General features: G+C 39.7%; 16 protein-coding genes and 1 riboswitch. Of the genes, 8 read left to right on the forward strand and 8 right to left on the reverse strand.

The features are described 5' to 3' along the window. Window positions 1-54 precede the first annotated feature (54 nt). The 3 genes from ACUN24_RS06720 to ACUN24_RS06730 form a co-directional block, all read right to left on the reverse strand. Complete coding sequence (locus tag ACUN24_RS06720) at window positions 55-651, reverse strand: short chain dehydrogenase (RefSeq protein ID WP_445561801.1); 597 nt, start codon at window positions 649-651, stop codon at window positions 55-57. Between the two features lie 40 nt (window positions 652-691). Further along, window positions 692-1,858 (reverse strand): histidine decarboxylase, encoded by a 1,167-nt coding sequence (locus ACUN24_RS06725; RefSeq protein WP_445561802.1) that lies wholly within the window; start codon window positions 1,856-1,858, stop codon window positions 692-694. 154 nt (window positions 1,859-2,012) lie between these two features. Continuing rightward, entirely contained in the window at window positions 2,013-3,620 is a 1,608-nt protein-coding gene (locus ACUN24_RS06730) for a S41 family peptidase (RefSeq protein WP_445561803.1), read from the reverse strand. 189 nt (window positions 3,621-3,809) lie between these two features. On the opposite strand from ACUN24_RS06730, the gene murQ reads away from it, so the two are divergent. The 8 genes from murQ to ACUN24_RS06770 all read left to right on the forward strand — a co-directional run bounded on the left by murQ (window position 3,810) and on the right by ACUN24_RS06770 (window position 12,840). Then, the gene (gene murQ, locus ACUN24_RS06735) at window positions 3,810-4,613 is read left to right on the forward strand and encodes an N-acetylmuramic acid 6-phosphate etherase (protein ID WP_445561804.1); all 804 of its coding nucleotides are present in this window, start codon (window positions 3,810-3,812) and stop codon (window positions 4,611-4,613) included. A 112-nt stretch (window positions 4,614-4,725) separates the two neighbouring features. Further along, a complete protein-coding gene (locus ACUN24_RS06740; protein WP_131533209.1) occupies window positions 4,726-5,292 on the forward strand; it encodes a hypothetical protein in 567 nt (188 codons plus the stop codon). Between the two features lie 38 nt (window positions 5,293-5,330). Continuing rightward, the gene (locus ACUN24_RS06745) at window positions 5,331-6,086 is read left to right on the forward strand and encodes a Bax inhibitor-1/YccA family protein (protein WP_445561805.1); all 756 of its coding nucleotides are present in this window, start codon (window positions 5,331-5,333) and stop codon (window positions 6,084-6,086) included. 113 nt (window positions 6,087-6,199) lie between these two features. After that, window positions 6,200-6,304: riboswitch (SAM riboswitch) on the forward strand. Window positions 6,305-6,441: 137 nt separating this feature from the next. Further along, on the forward strand, window positions 6,442-10,140 hold the full coding sequence (gene metH, locus ACUN24_RS06750; protein WP_445561806.1) for a methionine synthase: 3,699 nt from the start codon (window positions 6,442-6,444) through the stop codon (window positions 10,138-10,140). A 159-nt stretch (window positions 10,141-10,299) separates the two neighbouring features. Beyond that, window positions 10,300-11,253: a methylenetetrahydrofolate reductase [NAD(P)H] gene (gene metF, locus ACUN24_RS06755; protein ID WP_121284300.1), complete on the forward strand. Its 954-nt coding sequence runs from the start codon at window positions 10,300-10,302 to the stop codon at window positions 11,251-11,253. 290 nt (window positions 11,254-11,543) lie between these two features. After that, the gene (locus ACUN24_RS06760) at window positions 11,544-11,846 is read left to right on the forward strand and encodes a hypothetical protein (protein ID WP_445561807.1); all 303 of its coding nucleotides are present in this window, start codon (window positions 11,544-11,546) and stop codon (window positions 11,844-11,846) included. A 77-nt stretch (window positions 11,847-11,923) separates the two neighbouring features. After that, entirely contained in the window at window positions 11,924-12,337 is a 414-nt protein-coding gene (locus ACUN24_RS06765) for a tail fiber domain-containing protein (RefSeq protein WP_445561808.1), read from the forward strand. A gap of 143 nt (window positions 12,338-12,480) precedes the next feature. Next, entirely contained in the window at window positions 12,481-12,840 is a 360-nt protein-coding gene (locus tag ACUN24_RS06770; RefSeq protein ID WP_445561809.1) for a hypothetical protein, read from the forward strand. A gap of 29 nt (window positions 12,841-12,869) precedes the next feature. On the opposite strand, the gene ACUN24_RS06775 is transcribed toward ACUN24_RS06770, so the two are convergent. From ACUN24_RS06775 to thrA, 5 genes are all read right to left on the reverse strand, one after another. Further along, window positions 12,870-13,763 (reverse strand): IS982 family transposase, encoded by an 894-nt coding sequence (locus ACUN24_RS06775; RefSeq protein ID WP_445561810.1) that lies wholly within the window; start codon window positions 13,761-13,763, stop codon window positions 12,870-12,872. A gap of 316 nt (window positions 13,764-14,079) precedes the next feature. Then, window positions 14,080-15,387, reverse strand: coding sequence for a threonine synthase (gene thrC / locus ACUN24_RS06780; RefSeq protein ID WP_445561811.1), 1,308 nt, complete (start codon window positions 15,385-15,387; stop codon window positions 14,080-14,082). A gap of 87 nt (window positions 15,388-15,474) precedes the next feature. Further along, window positions 15,475-16,407 carry a homoserine kinase gene (locus tag ACUN24_RS06785; protein ID WP_445561812.1) on the reverse strand — a complete coding sequence of 311 codons (933 nt, stop codon included), beginning with the start codon at window positions 16,405-16,407 and terminating at the stop codon, window positions 15,475-15,477. Window positions 16,408-16,428: 21 nt separating this feature from the next. Beyond that, window positions 16,429-16,881, reverse strand: a complete 453-nt coding sequence (locus ACUN24_RS06790) for a DinB family protein (RefSeq protein WP_445561813.1) — start codon at window positions 16,879-16,881, stop codon at window positions 16,429-16,431. A 4-nt stretch (window positions 16,882-16,885) separates the two neighbouring features. Next, on the reverse strand, window positions 16,886-19,339 hold the full coding sequence (gene thrA, locus ACUN24_RS06795) for a bifunctional aspartate kinase/homoserine dehydrogenase I (RefSeq protein WP_445561814.1): 2,454 nt from the start codon (window positions 19,337-19,339) through the stop codon (window positions 16,886-16,888). Window positions 19,340-19,359 lie beyond the last annotated feature (20 nt).

The raw sequence follows: 19,359 nt of genomic DNA on the forward strand, positions 1-19,359 counted from the left end.
TTACAATAAGCTTTTATAAAAAAACGTCTTGTTTTTTCGAAATACCTAATGTCATTAATAAACCTTTATTACCTGGCCTGATATGATGCCCAGTACACTTTTCTCATAAGCTTTAACCACTTTTTCCATGCTAACCGGAATTTCCCCGGGAAAAGAATCGAAATATGCAGGAGAATCTTCAACCACATTAGGGCTAATGGCATTTATACGAACGCCATTTTCAAGTTCTGGAGCTGCAGCCAAAACAAATGCATTTAAACCTCCATTTGTGGTGCTCAATGCTGATCCTGAAGCGACCGGATTTTCGGCCAATATCCCGGAAGTTAATGTGAATGAACCACCTTTAGTGATATAATGCTGACCGATAAGCACCAGGTTAATCTGTCCCAATAATTTATCCAATAAGCCACGCTTAAATACCTCACCCGTCATCTGATTTAAAGGCGCAAAGGGAGCTTTACCGCTCGTACTGATCAGGGCATCGAAAGCACCAATCTGCTCGAACATATTTTTAATCGATGTTTCATTGGTAATGTCAACCTGGACATCACCCTTGGTATTTCCTACACGGATGATCTCGTGTTTTTGCGTAAAAGCTTCGGCTACTTTTTTGCCCAGTGTGCCTGTTGCGCCTACAATTATTATTTTCATCTAAGCTGTTTAATGTGTAATTACTGAATTAGCATCGTTATTAAACATCAGGGGGTATTGAAATGTTTGTATGGTGCCAATCCTGCAATACCATTTCGGCTTCAAGGTCAGCAATTAATTGATCGATATGAGATTGCATTACATTTGGCATGCAGATGATGTGCGAATTTCCCTGTTCAGCTGCCAGCTGCCATTTTTTACAGATTGTTGCAGATGGGGTAGGGAAGTTTACAGTAATGGCATTCGCATTTCGCCACGCAGCAATACCAATCTCTTTAAGTCTGTTTTCTGTATAAGCTGCAATTGCTAAACTGTGCATGGCCCTGCTTTTCAAACCTGCTATACCCAAACGTTTAATGGTGTGCCATAAAAATAAGGGGCTATGGCCATTTCTCGATCCGGTAATGGTGGTGTCAATACTTCCGATGTAAGCCACCGAACGTGCAATCCGATCGCGGTTCGATTTTTTTGCCACCACGACTCCACAAGGCATGGGCGAGCCAAAAAACTTGTGGCCGCTAATGGCAATGCTGTCTGCCCCATCTTCAAAATCGAATGCGGGTCTGGGTTCAATTAATGCGCTATAGGTGCCAGAAAGTGCCGCGTCAGCATGAATATAATAATGTTGGATGGCCAGTTTTTTTAAGATGCCTTTAATTTTGGCCACATCATCACGTGCCTCTGTCATGGTGGTGCCAATATTGGCCATAATAATAACAGGCATGTGGCGGTTCATCCTTATGGTATGCTCAAGGTCTTCGTAATCGATTTCTCCGTTTTCCTGGGTGCGGATAACGATGTTTGACATATTGAGTAAATGCAGGTTCTTTTGTACACTATAATGCGTCGCTTCAGAATAATAAACCATTCCTTTCGAATGTAACTCGCGGGCAAGGTATAAGCCGTAGAGGTTACCTTCTGAGCCACCATTGGTAACGTAACCCCACCAGTTATCTGCAGGCGCACGAAAAAGTTCAGCAAAAAACTGAACTACTTCTTTTTCGAGTTCACGGGAGCCAACGCCATAGGTAGAAGTAACGAAAGGATCGCCAAGGTTGTTCATCGGATATTTTAAAAAATCAGAAAGTGCCTGGTAATCAAAATCTTTAGATACCGGATAACCTAAGAATAAATCGGTTTGTTCCTTAACCTTTTCTAAAAGGTTATCTAATACTTCTTGATCTTTTGCTGTTAATCTTGCTTCCATAAAATGATATAATCTGGAAACAAAACTAAATAAAACAAAATATAGTATTATTTATTGTTTTTGAATTGAAATATTATGTTGATTTATATTTTATTTTCGAAATTTAAAATTGATTTCGATGGTTAATTCTGCTCCAATAACGTATAAAATATGGCTACTGAAGGTTAAGGAGTGCTTGTCTTACCGCATTATCGGTTTGGTTTGCTGCTTTGTAGTAACCCACATCGCCCAGATAATAGCGACAAAGCAAAGCTTTGAGATCATTTAAAATCACATTTTTCGAATTGTACAGTTGAAAACGATCTATTGTGATGTTTTTGCGTTGAAGAAATCCGATAAAGTCCTTAAAGTCGTTATCGTTTATGGTGAAGATATTGATATTCTGTTCTACAAAACTGGCGCTGTACTTATTGGTAAGTACATTAAACACATAATCAGAAAGTATTTTCTTGCTCACTAAATTACTGTAAAACTTATTGTAGCCATTTGTATCTAATTTCACAAATATATCAGGCTGGATACCGCCAATTGGTTTAACTTTTTTGTTCGGCTGAATATTTACACCCTCATTTTTCTCAATAGAATCCTGAAAAGAGGTACGGTCTCCGGTAAGTTCTCCATCCATCATACGTTCATCCAATTCGTGTTTGTAGGCGTCGTAACCTTTTTTATAAGATTTTTGGATACTCCGGCCAGATGGAGTATAATATCTTGCAATGGTTAAGTTCAGTGCAGAGCCATCGCCAAAAGCAAATTGTTCTTGTACCAGGCCTTTTCCAAAAGAGCGGCGGCCAACAATAATCCCGCGGCCCAAATCCTGGATGGCTCCAGCTACAATCTCACTGGCTGATGCGGTATTTTCATTAATCAGTACAGCGAGTTTGCCATTTTGAAAGGCCCCTGTGCCGGTAGAGAAATAATCGGTACGAGGCTCATGTTTACCCTGTGTATATACAATGAGTTTGTTCTCGCCCAAAAATTGATCGGCCAGGCCCGTTGCTGCTGTAAAATAACCACCCCCGTTATCGCGCAGGTCAAGAATCAGTTTTTTCATGCCCTTTGCTTTCAGGTTATTGGCTGCAGCAGAAAAATCGTTGTCAGTATTGGCGCCAAACTTACTGATCCGAACATAACCAGTTTCGTTGTTAATCATATAGGCCGCATCAATACTGCTTACGTTTACTTTACCACGGGTAACCATAATGCGGTTACTTTGTGGCGCTCCCGGGTGTAAAAGCACTACACTCACACCAGTTCCGGATTTACCTTTAAAACGACCTGTAAGTTGATCTTTGGGTAGGTTTCGGCCACTTACTACTGCAGTATCAATACTCAGGATCTTATCGCCCAGTTTAATTCCCGCCTGGTACGCTGGCCCGTCTTTAACCACACCGGTAACCATCATAGTATCGTTAAGCATGTAATATTCTATGCCTACGCCTTCAAAATTTCCTTCCAGGTTATCGGTCATATCTTGCGCATCAGTCGGAGGCAGGTAAACACTATGTGGATCGAGTTGGTGTAAAACACTATCGATAGGTAAGTTTTGAAGCGAATCGGTATTGATGTCATCAACGTAATTGCCGTTGATGATGTGTAAGATTTCGTTTAATTTTTCGTCGCTGTTATTGGCTAATTGAGGACTTTTTTTAACGCCAAAGCCTTGATCTTTAATGAATTTTATGCCCAAAAACATCCCCACTATTAAAATTACAGAATAGCTTACAGCGATCAATATGTTGTTGCGGGTGTTTTTTTTCATTGGCGTTAACGCAAATTTATGAAAATTAGCGGGTTGATATATTTTTTAACTGCATTTTCATGTCTTTTGTTTATAATATTTAACATTAATTAATGCAATGAAGTGATTGGTTAAAATTTATGTCAGATTTTTTGAATTTATAGCGTAGTTTTTAAAAAGAATTTACCGAATTTTATCAAAATTAAATTTATGAATAGAGTTACCGAGCAAGAATCTAACTATGACCACATTGATCAGATGTCGGTGTTAGAAGTTTTGCAGGGCATTAATAACGAAGATAAAACTGTAGCGTTTGCAGTCGAAAAATCTTTGCCTCAAATCGAGAAATTAACATCGGCCATTGCCGGGCGAATGAAAAAAGGCGGTCGTCTCTTTTACATAGGTGCAGGTACAAGTGGTCGTTTAGGTGTTGTAGATGCTTCAGAATGCCCGCCTACTTATGGGGTTCCTTTTGATTGGGTTGTAGGGATTATTGCCGGCGGAGATACTGCGATTAGAAGGGCGGTAGAATTTGCTGAAGATGATGCCGAACAAGCCTGGAAAGATCTTAAGGAATTTGACATTAACGAAAAAGATTGTTTAGTTGGCCTGGCAGCTTCAGGTACTACGCCATATGTAATCGGTGGGCTAAACACAGCACGTAAGCATGGTATTTTAACCGGCTGCATTGTTTGTAATGCTGGCGGACCTATTGCTGCAGAATCGGATTTTCCGGTTGAAGTGGTGGTTGGCCCTGAATTTATTACCGGCTCCACGCGCATGAAATCCGGTACAGCGCAGAAAATGGTATTAAATATGCTAAGCACTACCGTTATGGTTCAGCTGGGGCGTGTAGTTGGCAATAAAATGGTCGATATGCAGCTAACTAACCATAAACTGGTAGACAGAGGTACACAAATGGTGGCCGACGAACTGAATATTGGCTACGATGAAGCTGCCCAATTGTTAACCCGTTATGGAAGTGTGCGAAAAGCTGTTGAAGCAGGGCACTAAGAAATGAGAGAAGTATAGATTGAGTGAATGAAAGAATTAGTGAGTGATAGCATGTAAGAGTAGCATTAATCATTACCTCATTCAAAATTCGCTCATTCAATAATTAAAAATTATGCACGAAATTGAGCCTTATTACCAGTGGAGAGATGATTATATTTCGGCAGAAGATGAGCGTTCGCCATTTTACAATACCGAATATTCGGAACTTTACTTCGATAAGCAGATTTATAACTTTTTACTGCACCCACAATGGGACGAGTTTGGTTCGAATACGTTATACATGAAGGTGTTATACGCTGATTACGACCGCAGTTATGCCATTATCGAATTTATCGGCGAGTGGAATGATGCCATTAACAACGATATTATGCTGATGAAGCGCGATATTTTAGAGCTGATGATGGATGAAGGCATTAATAAATTTATTCTGATCGGTGAAAATGTCCTGAATTTCCATGCCTCTGATGATAGTTATTACGAAGAATGGTTTCAGGAAGTAGAAGATGGCTGGATTGTTGGGGTGAATTTTCAGGAACATGTAATTACCGAGTTTCGCGATAATAACATCGATTATTACATTAACTTTGGTGGTGCATTTGATGACTTGCCCTGGCGAACATTAAAACCACTCCAGTTCTTCAAAAAAGTTGAAGAACTGCTGACAAAAAGATTAAACTAAATATTTATTTTTATATAGTTAAATACACAAAATTTAAAATGGAACAACAAAATTATCAATATCAGGACAACAGTGTTTTTGTACAGGAAAAATCTGTCTCTAAAAAATTCTTTGCAAACGTTTTCTTATGGATGTTTGTGGCGTTGAGTTTATCAACTGTAGCTGCCTATTTATTTGGTACGAATGCTGAATTAATGCAATATCTCCGCGTTATAAATCCTGAAACGGGAAAAGTAAGCAATACTATTTTTGGATACATTGCAATGTTTGCACCGCTTGGCTTGGTTTTATTAATGGGATTCGGATTAAGTAGATTGTCATATAGTGCGTTAGTTGGTGTGTTTGTTCTATATTCAGTTTTAACTGGTATAAGCTTAAGCTTTATTTTACTTGCCTATACTGCTGGTTCGGTGGTGAGCTGTTTTGCAGGAGCCGCAGGCATCTTTGGAATTATGGCATTTATGGGCTACACCACCAATATCGATCTAAGTAAATTTGGACCGATTTTAATGGTTGGCGTAATTGGTTTAGTGATTGCCAGTGTAATAAATATGTTTGTTCAAAGCGAACAATTCAGTTTGTTTATGGCATTCATTGGTATTGCAATATTTACGGCATTAACCGCTTATGATGTACAAAAAATAAAAAGAATTGGCGAAGGGATCGAAGCCAGCGGCGAACAGGTTCTTCAGATCGAATCTAAAAAAATGGCTATTGTAGCTGCCTTGTCTTTATACCTGGATTTCTTAAATATCTTCCTTTTCTTGCTTCGTATTTTCGGAAGCAGAAAGTAATCATTAACAGAACAATATTCTTAAGGCCGCGCAGTTTTGCGTGGCCTTTGTAATTTTATTTGGTGCCGAAGCGATAATTTTTGGAATTGATGTTGCTTTGTTGCATTTTTGTATGCTTATTAAGAAAGACGGAGGGATTAGACCCAACGAAGTCTTAGCAACCTGTAACCATACAAGGTGCTAAATTCTATTCTGCAAATAGCAGAAACAGATAAGTTTAGGATTACGATTCACGTACCAACTTTTTAAATAAGCTTTTTTTGAGATTTGAGATGGGAGACATGAGATTTGAGCGATAAGTTGTGCTTAATAATTCTCATATAGCATATCTCAATTCTCATATCTAACAATAAGAATGAGCATAAGAGAAGAATTAGAAAAACGTATTTTGGTGATTGATGGTGCAATGGGCACTATGATTCAGCGATATACCTTAACCGAGGAAGATTTTAGAGGGGAACGATTTAAAAACCATCCCTGTGATGTAAAAGGCAATAACGATTTGCTCAACATCACACGGCCGGATATTATTAAAACAATACACCTGGAGTATCTGGCCGCTGGTGCCGATATTATCGAAACCAATACGTTCAGTACGCAGCGCATTTCCATGGCCGATTACCAGATGGAAGACCTTTCTTACGAAATGAGTTTTGAAGGTGCATGCGTGGCAAAAGAAGCTGTAAACGAATTTATGGCTGCAAATCCAGACCGTAAATGTTTTGTTGCCGGTGCTATTGGCCCAACCAACCGGACCCTTTCCATGTCGCCAAATGTTAACGATCCTGGTTTTAGGGCAGTTTATTTTGATGAACTCGAAGCAGCTTATTACGAACAGGTGCGCGGTTTAGTAGATGGTGGTTCTGATGTGTTATTGATCGAAACCATTTTCGATACTTTGAATGCTAAAGTGGCTATTGTAGCCATTAAAAAATACGAAGAGGTAATTGGCCGTAAACTAGAGATCATGATTTCTGGTACCATTACCGATGCTTCCGGTAGAACACTTTCAGGTCAAACTGCCGAAGCTTTTTTGAACTCTGTAATGCATGCAAAACCATTAAGTATCGGTTTTAATTGTGCTTTGGGTGCTAAAGAAATGCGTCCGCATATTGAGGAGCTTGCTGCAAAAGCAGGCTGTTATGTTTCGGCCTATCCAAATGCGGGTTTACCAAATGAGTTTGGTGCTTATGATGAGCAACCGCACGAAACAGCACATTTGGTAGATGACTTTATTGCTTCCGGTTTTGTGAATATAGTAGGAGGTTGTTGTGGTACTACGCCAGATCATATTGGCTGTATTGCTAAAAATGCCCGAAAAGCAGAGCCCCGTAAAATACCGGTTCTTGAACCATACATGCGTTTAAGTGGATTGGAGCCTGTAACCATCACCCCGGATAGTATTTTTGTAAATATTGGTGAAAGAACCAATATTACCGGATCTCCAAAATTCTCCAAACTGATTTTGGGTGGCGATTACGAAGCCGCATTGGCCGTTGCTTTACAACAGGTTGAAGGCGGTGCACAGGTAATCGATGTAAACATGGATGAAGGGATGCTGGATTCGGAAGCGGCAATGACCAAATTCTTAAACCTCATAGCTTCTGAACCGGATATTGCCAAATTGCCGATCATGGTCGATTCATCTAAATGGTCGGTTATTGAAAATGGCTTAAAATGTTTGCAGGGAAAAGGAATCGTAAACTCGATTTCCTTAAAGGAAGGGGAAGATAAATTCCGCGAAAGTGCCCGCAAAATTATGCAATACGGCGCCGCGGTTGTGGTAATGGCTTTCGATGAACAAGGGCAGGCCGATAATTACGAGCGTAGGAAAGAAATCTGTAAAAGGAGTTATGATATTCTGGTACATGAAATCGGTTTCCCGCCAGAGGATATTATTTTCGACCCAAATATCTTAACCGTTGCAACCGGATTAGAAGAGCATAATAATTATGCCGTCGATTTTATAAATGCCACTCGTTGGATCAAAGAAAACCTGCCTTATGCCAAAGTGAGTGGTGGGGTTTCGAACATCTCATTCTCTTTTAGAGGAAATAATACTGTCCGCGAAGCGATGCACTCCGCATTTCTTTATCATGCCATTCAGGCCGGTTTAGATATGGGGATCGTAAACGCGGGAATGTTAGAGGTGTATCAGGAAATTCCGCCCGAATTGTTAGAGAGGGTAGAAGATGTGCTTTTAAACCGAAGAGACGATGCTACCGAGCGTTTGGTAGAATATGCCGATACCGTAAAGTCGAAAGGCAAAGAGGTGGTTAAAGACGAAGAGTGGAGAAAAGGTCCTGTTGAAGAAAGGTTATCCCACTCTTTAGTAAAAGGAATTGTGGAGTACCTGGATGATGATGTGGAGGAAGCCAGACAAAAATATGCCCGGCCGATTCAGGTAATCGAAGGACCATTGATGGACGGAATGAACATTGTAGGTGATTTATTTGGAGCCGGAAAAATGTTCCTGCCTCAGGTGGTAAAATCGGCGAGGGTAATGAAAAAAGCGGTAGCCTATTTATTGCCGTTTATCGAACAGGAAAAACTGGATAATCCCGATCAGGATCAGAGTTCATCTGCGGGAAGGGTCTTAATGGCCACCGTGAAAGGCGATGTGCACGATATTGGAAAAAATATTGTGGGCGTGGTGTTGGCCTGTAATAACTTCGAAATTGTAGATATGGGTGTGATGGTTCCGGCACAGGAAATCATCAAAAAAGCCAAAGAAATAAAAGCCGATATTATTGGTCTAAGCGGTTTAATTACACCATCATTGGATGAAATGGTTCACTTTGCCAAAGAAATGGAACGCGAAGGTTTTACCATTCCATTAATTATCGGTGGAGCTACAACTTCAAGAATCCATGCTGCGGTAAAAGTAGCACCGAATTATTCAGGCCCTGCCATCCATGTGTTAGATGCTTCCAGAAGTGTTACTGTTTGTAGTACTTTAATGAATCCTGATACGAGAGATGAATATATTGCAGGAATAAGAGCTGAGTATGATAAAGCCCGCGAAGCACATTTAAATAAGCGATCTGATAAGCGTTTTAAAACTTTAGAAGAAGCACGAGCGAATAAATTTAAGATCGATTTTCAACCCAACTTACCTGTTCCGGAATTTATAGGCACAAGGGTTTTTGATAATTATCCCTTAGAAGAACTGGTTCCTTACATCGATTGGACACCATTTTTCCATACCTGGGAGCTCCGCGGAAGTTATCCGAAAATTTTCGATGATAAAAATGTTGGTGATGAAGCAAAGAAACTTTTTGATGATGCACAGACTTTATTAAAACGAATCCTCGACGAAAAACTATTAACAGCCAGAGCTGTAATCGGCTTTTGGCCGGCAAATGCAGTAGGAGACGATATTGAGTTGAGAGTTGAGAGTGCTGAGTTGGGAGACTCCAAACTCCAGACTCCAGACTCCAAACTTGTCAAAATTCACACCCTCCGCCAGCAGGCCGAAAAAGTAGATGGGCAGCCTTATTATGCTTTATCTGATTTCATTGCGCCGAAAGAAAGTGGTATTCAGGATTATTTTGGTGGTTTTGCTGTAACTGCTGGTATCGGGATTGATGAACTGGTAAATGAGTTCGAATCCAATTACGATGATTATAACATTATCATGGCCAAAGCATTGGCCGATCGTTTAGCTGAAGCATTTGCTGAACGGATGCACGAACGTGTACGTAAAGAGTATTGGGGCTATGCACAGGATGAAAACTTAAGTAATCAGGAATTGATTAAGGAAGAATATGCAGGGATTCGTCCGGCGCCAGGTTATCCTGCCTGCCCTGAGCATACCGAAAAAGGCACTTTGTTCCAATTGCTTGATGCAGAGAATAAAATCGGATTACATTTAACCGAAAGTTATGCCATGTATCCAACAGCGGCAGTAAGCGGGTTTTATTTCGCACATCCGGATTCGAGGTATTTTGGATTGGGAAAAATTACCAAAGATCAGATTGAAGATTACGCCATCAGAAAGAATATGCCAATTGAAGAAGTGGAGCGGTGGTTAAGTCCAAATTTAGCATATTAACCCATCGCTTTGTCATCCTGATCCGATAGCTATCTGATGCAACGAAGGATCTTTAGGTGAAGAGCGTATAATTTTGATGTTAGCAGTCATCAAAAAATAGGAACTGCCATTGTGTTTGAGATGCTTCATTAGCATTCAGCATGACAACTAAACCAGGTTATGAAGATTACAGACCATATAAAAAACGCGAAGGGTAAAACCTTGTTCTCTTTTGAATTATTGCCGCCTGTTAAAGGGCAAAGCATCCAGTGGATTTATGATGCCATAGAGCCACTATTGGAGTTTAATCCCCCTTTTATCGATGTAACCTCGCTCCGCGAAGATTACATTTATAAAGAACAGGCAAATGGTTTGCTACAAAAGGTATCTTATCGTAAACGTCCGGGTACCATTGCCATCTGTGCGGCCATTATCCATAAATATAAAGTTGATGCAGTTCCGCATCTTATTTGCGGTGGATTTACCAAAGAAGAAACCGAAAATGCATTGATTGACCTACAGTTTTTGGGGATTGATAACGTTTTGGCTTTGCGTGGTGATGCCCGTAAGGCAGATGGGAATTTTGTGCCAACTCCAGGCGGACATTGTTACGCTACTGACCTGATCGAGCACATCAAGAACCATAACGAAGGTAAATTTCTGCACGAAGATGTGGAAACTTTTAAAAGTGATTTTTGTATCGGTGTCGCTGGTTATCCGGAAAAACATTTTGAGGCGCCTAATATGAGCACGGATTTCAAATACCTTAAAAAGAAGGTAGAGGCAGGTGCGGAGTTTATCGTAACGCAAATGTTCTTCGATAACCAGAAGTATTTCGATTTTGTAAAGAAATGCAGGGAAAATGATATTAACATTCCGATTATTCCGGGATTAAAGCCGATTAGTACCTTATCGCAGTTAAATGTGTTGCCTAAAATTTTTCACATCGATTTACCTGATGAATTGACCGATGCGCTATCTCACGCTAAAAACAATAATGAGGCAAAAGAAATTGGCACAGAAGCGATGATCAAACAGTGTAAAGAACTGATCGATTTCGGTGCTCCGGTGCTTCACTTTTATACGATGGGCCGCCCTGAGCAAACCAAAAAGATCGCAAAAGCTATTTTTTAACAAAAGGAGGCTGTCTCATAAATATAGAATTGTCATCCTGAGCTTGTCGAAGGGCCTGTTTTAAATGTCTTACAAGGTGTTTCGACGACCTGTCCCGATTCATCGGGAGGCTCAACGTGATAAATTCAATTGAATACAATTTATGAGACAGCCTCCTGGTCCAAACCATAATTGAAAGCCATCCTTGCTCTCGTAAACTTGCGGATAGTATTTGGTCGATATTTCAAATCTTACAGAACTTTAACCTTAAAATTATTGTTTTAAAGCTGAGCAGCTTTATATTTGTGAAAATGAAATTGAATGGTTTTAAATATGTGGTCGTTATCTGTGTTACTTTAGCCTTGTTTTTTAAGGTAAGTAATATGATCTCGTATTTAAGCTATTCTACCGATAATGTTGAAGTTTTATCTACAAACGATGACGCTACAGAGAAGGAAGAAAAGAAAGTAGAAACCGAATATGTAGTACAACAGATTGTATTTCATGAAACGTTATATTTTCCGCTTCAAACTTCAAAAAAGATACTTATTCCTGGTCATTTTTTCCAGTTGGCATACTTCCCTGAAGTTCTAACGCCACCACCCTCCGTATAAACATATTTTGGTGTTTAGTTTTTTCTGCAAGTCCTGTGGAATAAAGAGTCTATTTTAAAATTTCAAAATTAATATATATGAAACGAGCAATTTCATTTGCAGTGTTATTAGTCGCTGCTTCTTTAAAAATCAATGCACAGGAAGTTGTGCAAAATAATGTTAAGCCGGTAGAAAATGCCCTTATTCAAGTGACTAAGTTGCAGCCGGTAAGTTTTAATTACGATAAAGCCTGGGCCGAAAAACTAAAACTATCTGCCAAACCGCAGTATGGTTTTGTAGGCACTGAAGCTAAAGACGCTTTTCCTGAAATTGTTTCTGTACAGGCAAAAAGTTATGCATCAGGCAAAAATGCATTTAAAAATGCTACTATTACCAAGGTAGATTATGAGAGTTTAGTTCCGCTTTTGGTCGCCAGTATAAAAGAGCAACAAGAGCAAATAGAACAATTAAGGGCAGAAGTAAACAGTTTAAAATCCAGAAATACAAAGTAGTTATTTTAGTTTTATAGTTGATTCAGGTCGGAGTAATGTTCCGACCTTTTTTATTTTTATAAATAAAACGATCCGACCTAACGCTTAAATTTTTATTTTTATATAGTTAACCAAATATAAATCTACAATTAAAAACAATTCTTATGAAAAAGCTTATTCAATTATTCCTGTTTTGTACAGTGATGGCTGTGTTACCTTTGCAAAATACTAAGGCTGAAAGTAATTCCAGTAAATTTTTTAGCATTGGTTTAAATTTAAGTAATGGAACTGGTGATAACGGATCTATTTACCTGTATGGGCCTACTCCTGTTAGTGCTTATTTTGGTCCAAGTGGAGGTTCATATGGTCCGTTGACGGCCGGCACCTATACTGTTATTATTTATACTGCGGCCCCAGGTTCACGCACTTTTAGATTTAATGGTCAAGCGATTACCACCACTGCGGGGAGTGCGACATTTAATAATGTTAGCATTACTGCTACAGCTTTCGCTTCTGTTAATTAAATAAATATTTTCAACCTGAGTTCGATTAATCAGAATGCGAAAATTTGTGAAGATTGTTTGGTTTGATAATTAATAGCAGGCTTTTTGGGGAAGAATGAGTAGGCAATTAGCCCTGCGATTATATTTGAGATAAAGTTAGTGAATGACCTATGTCTTGAATGTTCTATCTGGCATATGTTTTTAAGCTCATCATTAACGGTTTCTATCACTGACCTTTTACGGAGCATAATCTTATCGTTCATGGTCATCAGGCTATTTTTCATATTGTTTCTGATACTGGTAACCAGATGTATATCACTGACGAACAGTATTTTGACCAACTGTTCGGAGATATATCCTTTGTCGGCGAAAAGCTTTCCGAATACAGCTTTTAAAAAGCTTTCGTTCTTCAGTGGTTCCCTATCATCCACATTGGCCTGTGTGATGGCAAAATTTAATATCTCGCCCTTGTCATTGATCACGATATGCAGTTTAAACCCATAGAACCAGCCCATTGTAGATTTCCCTACCTCCGCTATCCCCTTAAATACCTTGTTCCTTTTTATACGCTTATTGTTGCAGACCCGAATGGGAGTGGAATCCACAAATGAAATACCCGTACAGCGACCTAAACAGCAGGTTTTAAGGAAGATCGTCATTGGCATGAGCACGCTTTGGCTGAGTTCAACAAAGCGGTTATAGGACACGGTATTGGGGAATTCACTTTGCATATGCTTTTGGAGATAGAACAAATAGAAGTGTTTGAAGCACCTGAAGCCGCTTAGATGGAAGAGCAGGCAGATAGAGATTACTTCACTTTTAGACATGGATGCAGGACGCTTGGAAGGCTTGCCCAAAAGAAAAGGACTGGTGGTTTTATCAAAATCTTTGCAGAACTCATCTACAAGACAAAAAATATCACTAATTTTAGAGTAGTCAATCATCTGTTTTTATGTTTAAATATTTGAATGTCAGACACTTAAATATAAGCATAATTACTTTGATTGACTATTTTTTTCTCAAAATTATTAATCGAACTCAGGTTTTCAAGTTGGTCCGGATTTATAGTCCGGACCTTTGTGTTGTTTGACTTTTTTGGTTAAGGATTGCAGATCCCGGCTAACTTTAGTATGAAACCGGGATATTAATCTTATAATCCGTCATTCTCGCGCAGGCGGGAATCTTAATGCCTGTTACTTGCATTAGGATTCCCAATCAAGTTGGGAATGACGAACTATCGAAATAGCAATGTATTACTTATTACCCTTTAAGCAAATAACTTTTAAATCCTTCAAAATTCACACCTAACTGATCTGCATGTGTAGGCTTACTTTCCAAAGCTTTTACCTGCTCCGGGATTTCGATTTTAGCCGCAATATCTGCCGGGAAAATATCCGGGAATTTACAGGCGTGTGCAGTAGATAATAAAACGGCCGCACTTTCATCTGTTGGGTTTTCGTTTCTGTATTTTTCGATTGCCAAATACGCAATCGCTGTATGCGGACAGGCAACATAATTTAGTTTATTGTCAAGTTCTTTAATGCCTGCTAATGTTTCATCATCAGTAAAACGGTAAGAAGTAACCACATTTTTAATTGCCTTTATATCCTGATTAAACAAGTCCATAATGCGTACCCAATTGCTTGGGGCACCTACATCCATCGCATTTGAATAAGTTTGTGTAGATGGTTTCGTTTCATATACACCACTTTCTAAAAAGCGTGGAACGGTATCATTCACATTGGTAGCGGCGATAAACTGTTTAACAGGTAATCCTAATTTGTAGGCCAGTAAACCTGCGCCAATATTTCCGAAATTTCCACTTGGCACCGAAAATACGATATCTTTAAAACCTTGCTTTTTCAGTTGGGCGTAAGTATTGAAATAATAAAATGTTTGAGGAATTAATCTAGAAATATTAATCGAATTGGCTGACGTTAACCTGAATTTTGCATTCAGTTCATCATCTGCAAAAGCCTGTTTTACCAAAGCCTGGCAATCATCAAACGTTCCTTGTACCTCAATGGCTCTAATGTTTTCTCCGTTGGTAGTTAACTGTAACTCCTGTATCGGACTCACTTTTCCTTCTGGATAAAGGATGGTTACCCTGGTATTCGGAACACCTAAGAAACCTAAAGCTACTGCCCCGCCGGTATCACCCGAAGTCGCAACTAATACATCCAGCAGCTGTTCGCCATCTTTCAAAAAATAAGCCATTACACGGCTCATAAAACGGGCACCAAAATCTTTAAAGGCCAGAGATGGGCCATGGAACAATTCGAGTACAAAGGTTTTATCATCCAGTTTTACCGCCGGGGCTTCAAAATTGATCGCATCATCAATTAAAGCCTTTAAATCTTCAGCCGGAATTTCATCTTTTAATAGTGTTGAAGCTACTTTGTAAGCAATTTCCGGTAAAGAATACTTTTCAATATTTTCGATAAAATCGGCATCAAGCTGCGGGATTTCTACCGGCATGTATAAACCTTTATCTTGCGGCATGCTGTTAAAAACGGCTTCTTTAAAAGAAACGCGTAAATCTTTATTGTTGGTTGAGTATAGTTTCATTTTAAGGTGTAGGGTTTAGGGTGTAAGGTTTAGGGTTATGGCGCCGAGTACAACCCTACGCCCTAAACCTTTTACCTTACACCTTCTTTAAATTACTCTAGGTCCTTCCGCGTTAACCGGAGAAACAAAAGCTTTGCTGTTAATATTTATTTTATGTAAGTGTTGCTGTTGCGATTTGGTTATTTTTCTTGCTGTTTCTTCATCTTTGGTCAAGGCGAAAACAGAAGGGCCAGAGCCTGAAATTCCGAAACCGATTGCGCCATTTTCCATCGCCAGTTTTCTCATTTCTTCAAAACCAGGGATCAGGATTGAGCGTGTAGGCTCTACCAGGACATCTTTCATGCTTCTTCCAATTAAGTCGAAATCATTCATGAACAATCCACTTACTAATCCGGCTACATTTCCCCATTGGGTAACTGCATCCTTTAGGGCAACCTTACTGCGGATCATCTGGCGTGCATCTTTCGTCGGTACATCAACTTCCGGGTAAACAATGGCGGCATACATTCCGGCAGGCGTAGGTAAAGAAATTACATCAAGCGGTTCGTAACTTCTTACCAGTACAAAACCACCCAATAACGCAGGGGCAACATTATCTGCATGGCCGTAACCACAGGCAAGTTCTTCACCTTTCATGGCAAAGGGAACTAATTCAGTAGGTGTTAATAAATCGCCCATTAATTTATTAATGGCGAACAAACCTGCTACGGTACTGGCTGAGCTCGATCCCAGTCCACTGCCAATAGGCATTTTTTTGTGCAGTTCAATTTCAACACCAATATCTAAACGGTTAATGTGCTGCAGGTAATGCTGAACACTTGCGCTAACTGTATTTTTAGCGGCATCCAAAGGCAGGCGGCCATCATCACCTGTAATTCTTTTGATCACCACTCCGGGTGTGTCGGTAAAACGCATCTCAACTTCATCGCCCGGTTCGTTTACGGCAAAACCAAGTACGTCGAAACCGCACACTACATTTGCAACCGTTGCCGGAGCGAAAACTTTTATACTATTTTTCATTATTAATTGGCTTAGCTCGCGTTAAGCGGTTATTTGGTTTAAATGATATTTTAAATGCATCACGTAATCTTCAATAAAATAAGAAAGTGTATGCAGTTCTGTTTTTCCTTTTCCGGTATCGCAGTTATTCTGAAGCTTTCCTTCCGGAATGTTTTCAATTACCCGGCTAATCTGATTATTCAACAACTTCCAGAGCATTTTAACATCGGCGATATCTGTTTCCTGATAATTCTGATAAAGCACCCATTCATCCTGATGATAAACAATTTTAACACCCTGCTCATACTGGCCAATAATTAGCCGACGGATATTATTCGTCGTACTATCGATCAAATGACCTAATAATTCTTTTTTAGACCATTTTGAGGGTTGTGGTTTATCATTCCATGCTTCTTCCGTGATGCTTTCAAAATCAATCATTGCCTGATCAACCAGTTTTTGGATTTCATTTTTATATGCTAAAACCGGATTCATGGTATTAATTGTTTAAAGTACCTACGTTAATGATATCGGCAAAAACACCGGCTGCGGTAACTTCAGCACCTGCACCTGGGCCTTTAACCACCAATGGACGAGATTTATACCGGTCTGTAGTGAAAGAGATAATATTATCACTTCCAGATAGCATATAAAAAGGATGAGTATCATCCACCATCTGCAGGCTGATTTCTACATTGCCATCTTCCAGTTTACCGATATAGCGTAAAACCTTTCCCTCATTGGCTGCGGTATTCTTCAGGTTTTCGAAATAAGCAGCGTTCGCTTGCAGTTCTGAATAGAAATCCTCTACAGAGTTTGCATTTAAACAGGCTTCAGGTAAAATGTTATCGATTTTCACATCGCTGGCTTCCAATGGATAACCCGCATCGCGTGCCAGGATCAACATCTTACGCATAAAATCTTTTCCGTTCAGGTCATCACGTGGATCTGGTTCAGTATAACCCAGCTCCTGTGCTTCTTTTACCGTTTCGTAAAAACCGGCTTCACCCTTGAAATTATTGAAGATGTATGAAATGGTTCCTGATAAAATAGCCTCAATCCGGGCAACTTTATCGCCGCTCATCATTAATTCTTTTAGCGTACGTATAATAGGTAAACCAGCACCAACATTGGTTTCATAATAAAAATCGACACCGAATTTACGGGCGGTATCTTTGAATGATTTATATTGGGCATAATCTGCCGAATTTCCTTTTTTATTGCAGGTTACTACTGAAATGCTGCTCTCAAAAATACCCTGGTAAAATGCTATCGGAGATTCTGCTGCGGTGTTATCGACAAAAACACAGTTGGGTAAATTTAAAGCTTTCATTTTGGCTACAAAACCGGCTAACTCTGCTTTTTCACCATTCATATCTAGTTCAGTTTCCCAATTTTCGAGGGATAAGCCGTCTGCACTAAAGATCATCTTTCTTGTATTGCTAATGCCTGCAACCTTAACTTGTAAGTCATTATTGGCTGCCAGGAATGGCATTTGTTCTTTCAATTGGTTAAATAAAGTTTTACCAATGTTCCCTGTGCCCAGGCAGAAAACATTTAATGTTCTTTTCAGGTCGGTAAAAAAAGCATCGTGTACTGCATTTACGGCTTTCGATAAATCATCTTTGCTGATAATTACCGAGATGTTATATTCTGAAGAGCCCTGTGCAATAGCCCTAACATTAATACCATTACGGCCAAGTGCATTAAACAAACGACCACTCATGCCTGGCGTACGTTTCATGTTTTCACCAACAATAGCCAATACAGCTAAATTATTTTCAACTTCTGGTAGTTCCAGTTTTTTAGCATCTAACTCCAGTTCGAATTCTTTTTTGATCAAAGAAATGGCCTGTGAAGCATCCGTGGGTTTAACCGCGAAAGTAATACTATGTTCTGATGAAGATTGAGTAATCAACACCACATTAATCTGCTCGCGCGAAAGCAGTGAGAATAATCTTCCGCTAAAACCTGCCTTACCCACCATGCCACTTCCGGTTAGGTTGATAATGCTGATCTGATCAATAGAAGAAATTCCTTTTATAGGTAAGTTTGAAGTTTTTACATCACTTTTAATATAGGTGCCTGCAAAATCCGGTTCGAATGTGTTTTTAATCACAATCGGGATTTTTTTCATAAAAGCAGGGATCATGGTAGGCGGATAAATCACTTTGGCACCAAAATAACTTAGTTCCATGGCTTCAGTATAGCTTAGCTCTGGTAAAGAGAAGGCTTTTTTCACGATCCTCGGATCAGCCGTCATCATACCGTTTACATCCGTCCAGATTTCTATTTCCGTTGCATTTAAGGCTGCTCCCCAAACGGCTGCGGTATAGTCAGAGCCACCACGACCTAAGGTTGTTGCCCTGCCTGCCGCATTACTGGCAATAAAACCAGTTACAAAAAGGACCTTATCCTTATTTTCCTGGTAAAAATTGTTGATCAGCATTTCAGTTAACTCGGTATCAACTTTAGCCTGACCGAAGTTGCTGTCTGTTTTAATCAGTTCAGAACCATTTACATAAAGCGCATCACCGAAATTTTGAGAAGCAATGTGGCTGATCATAAAAGTAGAACAACGTTCTCCATAGCTTAAAATCTGGTCTTTGGTCTGCAAGCTCAGTTCACGCAGATTAGTCACTGCCTGTAGTAGATCTTCCAGTTCGTTAAAAAAGATTTTTAGGCGTGTAAACACAGGGTTCTGTGCAGCCGCTGGTAAAAGCATGCGGATTACAGCAAAGTGTTTTGCTTCGATTTCTTTTAAATGGGCATCGTAATCTTCACCCCGCTCGGCCATTTCGGCCATATCGGTAAGCAAATTGGTTACGCCGCTCATTGCCGATAATACAACTACCGGGCTGTTCTTCTGTTTTTCTTCGCCAACCAGGCGTAAGAGGGTTTTAATGTTCTCGGCCGAACCTACGGATGTGCCGCCGAATTTGAGTACTTTCATTAGTTTATATTGGGTTTAAC

Source organism: Pedobacter sp. WC2501 (genome assembly GCF_052682415.1).